Annotated in this window: 1 protein-coding gene; it reads left to right on the forward strand. The window is 71.6% G+C overall.

What is annotated here, in order from left to right:
- A partial coding sequence (locus tag ACFVS9_RS34060; protein WP_389938877.1) for a type I polyketide synthase occupies nucleotides 1–4,072 on the forward strand: 4,072 nt, incomplete at both ends.

Genomic DNA, 4,072 nt, shown 5'->3' on the forward strand with positions numbered 1-4,072 from the left:
CGTTCAACCGTCAGCGTTACTGGCCGCGTCCTGTCGGGCCGGTGGGGGTGGATGCGGCGGTGGGGTCGGTCGGTCTGCAGAGCACCGGTCATCCGCTGCTCGGAGCTCGGGTGGCACTGGCTGATCCGGACGGGGACCGGCTCCTGCTGACCGGCAGGATCTCCCTGGCCGAACAACCCTGGCTCACCGACCACACCATCATGGACACGGTTCTCTTCCCGGGCGCCGCCTTCGTGGAACTGGCACTGCGCGCCGGTGACGAGGTGGACTGCTATGTCGTGGAGGAACTGACCCTCCAGGCACCCTTGGTGCTGTCGGAGGACGTCGCGGTCCAGGTCCAGGTCGCTGTGGCAACCGCAGATGACGAGGGCAGGCGGCCGGTCTCGGTGTACGCGCGGCGTGCGGACGCCCCGCAGTGGACGACCCATGCCACCGGTATCCTGTCGGCGGCCCCGAGCCCCGGCACGGAGCCCGAGTCCGACGGCGTATGGCCGCCCGCCGGCGCGGTGCCGGTCGCCGTGGACGGGTTCTACGACCGGCTGGCCGAGAACGGTTTCGGCTACGGCCCCGTGTTCCAGGGGTTGACGGCCGCGTGGCGTCGTGGGACGGAAGTCTTCACCGAGGTCAGCCTCCCCGAGTCCGCCTCGGCCGAAGGGAGTGCGTTCGGGCTCCACCCGGCCCTGCTCGATGCTGCGTTGCACGGCATCACCTGGCTGAGCGCACCCGACGGCGACGAGGCACCGAACGGGCTGCCCTTCTCCTGGAAGGACGTACGTCTGCACACGGCCGGTGCCTCCGCGGCGCGTGCCCGGCTCTCGGTGACCGACGACGGCGCGATCGCCGTGGAGGTGGCCGACGAGGACGGTCTCCCGGTGGCGTCGGTCGGTGCGCTGGCCCTGCGGCCGGTCACCACGGATCAGCTCCAGGCGGCGCGCGGGCACGGCGACTCGCTGTTCCAGCTCGGACTGACCGAGGTCAGCCCCGTCGCCGTGCGGGACGACGTCCCCGGGCTCCTGTGGTCCGCCATCGGCGCGGAGGCAGCCGAGATCCTGGGCGCGGCGGGCGAGAACGTAGAGGCCCACGACGACGTGCGGGCACTCGGCGCCGCCCTGACCGCGGATGCTCCCGCACCGGAGGCAGTGGCGGCCGTCTGCCCTGTGTTCTCCGGCGGCATACCGGAAGCGACGAGGGCGGCCACCGGCTGGACGCTGGCGCTGCTGCGCGACTGGCTCGCGGACGACCGCCTCGCCGCGACAAGGCTGGTGCTGGTCACCCGGAACGCGACCTCCCTCGACGGAAGCGCCCCCGACCTGGCGCACGCCGCCGTGCAGGGGCTCATCCGCTCTGCCCAGTCCGAGCACCCGGACCGGATCATCCAGATCGACCTCGACTCGGACGCGGACTCCGAAGAAGTGCCGACGGAGCTGGTGACCGCGGTACTCACCGCTCGCACGGCGGACGAACCCGAGCTCGCCCTCCGAGGCGGTGCGCTTCTGGCGCCCAGGCTCTCCCGTACGGCAGCGGCCGTCGAGGAGGAGGAACCGCGGTGGGACGCGGAGGGAACGGTACTGATCACCGGTGGCACGGGGGCCTTGGGCGGCATCATGGCCCGGCACCTCGCCGCGGTCCACGGTGTCCGGCACCTGTTGCTGGCGGGCAGGAAGGGCCCGCAGGCCGCCGGCGCCGACGAACTGGTCTCCGAGCTGCGGGCGTTGGGCAGTGAGGCGACGGTCATCACGTGCGATGTGGCCGACCGCGACAGCCTGGCCGCCGCGCTGGCCGCGATCCCCGCGGACCGCCCGCTGAGGGGAGTGGTCCACACGGCCGGCGTGGTCGATGACGGGGTCGTGTCCTCACTGACCCCCGAGCGCCTCGACACCGTGTTACGCCCCAAGGCGGACGCGGCATGGAACCTGCACGAAGTCACCGCGGGAATGGACCTGACCGCGTTCGTCCTGTTCTCCTCGGCGGCCGGCATCCTCGGCGCGGCGGGACAGGCGAACTACGCCGCGGCCAATGCCTTCCTCGACGCGCTGGCCCGTCACCGCCGTACACAGGGGCTGCCTGCCCGGTCGCTGGCGTGGGGCCTGTGGGAACAGCGCGGTGCGCTGTCCGGCGCCATGACCGAGCAGGACCGGGCACGGGTCTCGCGCGGCGGGATGACGCCCCTGTCGGCGGAGGACGGGGTCGCCCTGTTCGACGCGGCGATGGCCGCCGACCAGCCGGTCCTCGTACCGATGGCGTTCGACGTCGCCACCGCAAGGACCGGGGCGGGGAGCGTGCCCGCGGTGCTCCGGGGCCTCGTACGTACTCCGGCGAGGCGGGTGGCGCGCGACTCCGCCACCACGGGCCTGGCGGAGCGCCTGCGCACGATGTCGGTGGCCGAACGGGACAAGGTGCTGCTGGAGACGGTGTCGCGGCAGGTCATCGCAGTGCTGGGACACGCACCGGGCAGTGTCGTCGACGGCGGCCGGGCGTTCTCCGAGCTCGGCTTCGACTCGCTCACCGCCGTGGATCTCCGAAACCAGTTGGCCACCGCGACCGGGGTGCGACTCCCGGCGACGCTGGTGTTCGACTATCCGACCCCCCTGGAGCTCGCGCGGCACCTGTGCTCCGAACTCGTGGGCGACCAAGCCGCCGCGGCCACGCCGGTCCCCGTACAGGCGGCTGCCGACGAGCCGATCGCCATCGTGGGGATGAGCTGCCGGTTCCCCGGCGGCGTACGGTCCCCCGAAGACCTGTGGCGCATGGTCCTGTCCGGTGAGGACGCCATCTCACCCTTCCCGGAGGACCGGGGCTGGGACGTCACGGAACTGCTCGACCCGGACGGCAGCCGCACCGGAACCAGCTACCTGGGAGAGGCCGGCTTCCTCTACGACGCGGCTGAGTTCGACCCGGAGTTCTTCGGTATATCGCCGCGCGAGGCGGAAGCGATGGACCCCCAGCAGCGGCTGCTGCTGGAGACCTCCTGGGAGGCTTTCGAAACCGCCAACATCGATCCGACCGGCCTGCGGGGCAGCAGGGTCGGCGTGTTCGCCGGGCTGATGTACCACGATTACGCGACCCGGCTGCGGTCCGTTCCCGAACACGTCGCCGGCTATCTCGGCAACGGCAACACGGGCAGCGTCGCCACGGGCCGGATCGCCTACACCTTCGGCTTCGAAGGGCCCGCGGTGACGGTGGACACGGCGTGCTCGTCCTCGCTGGTGTCGCTGCACCTGGCGGCGCAGGCACTGCGGCAGGGGGAGTGCACGATGGCGCTCGCCGGAGGTGTCGCCGTCATGTCGACCCCGGCCTCGTTCATCGAGTTCAGCCGCCAGCAGGGACTGGCTCCTGACGGCCGGTGCAAGTCCTTCGCCGGCGGCGCGGACGGAACCACCTGGTCCGAGGGCGTGGGCATGCTGGTGGTGGAACGGCTCTCCGACGCGGTGCGCAACGGCCATCAGGTGCTGGCGGTGATGCGGGGTTCGGCGGTGAACCAGGACGGTGCGTCGAACGGTCTGACGGCTCCGAACGGTCCCTCGCAGCAGCGGGTCATCCGTCAGGCGCTGGCCAACGCCGGGGTGACGCCCTCGGACGTGGACGTGGTGGAAGCGCACGGCACCGGGACGACCCTGGGCGACCCGATCGAGGCGCAGGCCGTGATCGCCACGTACGGCCAGGACCGCCCTGACGCCCAGCCGCTGTTGCTGGGATCCCTGAAGTCGAACATCGGTCATACGCAGGCTGCGGCGGGTGTGGCGGGTGTGATCAAGATGGTGATGGCGATGCGGCATGGTGTGGTGCCGTCGACGTTGCATGTGGATGAGCCGACGCCGCATGTGGATTGGTCGATGGGTGCGGTGGAGTTGGTGACGGAGGCGGTGTCGTGGCCTGAGACGGGTCGGGTGCGGCGGGCGGGTGTGTCGTCGTTCGGGATCAGTGGGACGAACGCGCATGTGGTGCTTGAGCAGGCGCCGGCTGTGGTTGATGAGTCGGTGGTCGGGGTGTCTTCGGTGGTGGGTGGTGTGGTGCCGTGGGTGGTGTCGGGTCGGTCGGGTGCGGGGTTGCGTGGGCAGGCGGCGCGGTTGCG

This window comes from Streptomyces sp. NPDC058008, assembly GCF_042886395.1.
Classification (GTDB): Bacteria; Actinomycetota; Actinomycetes; order Streptomycetales; family Streptomycetaceae; genus Streptomyces.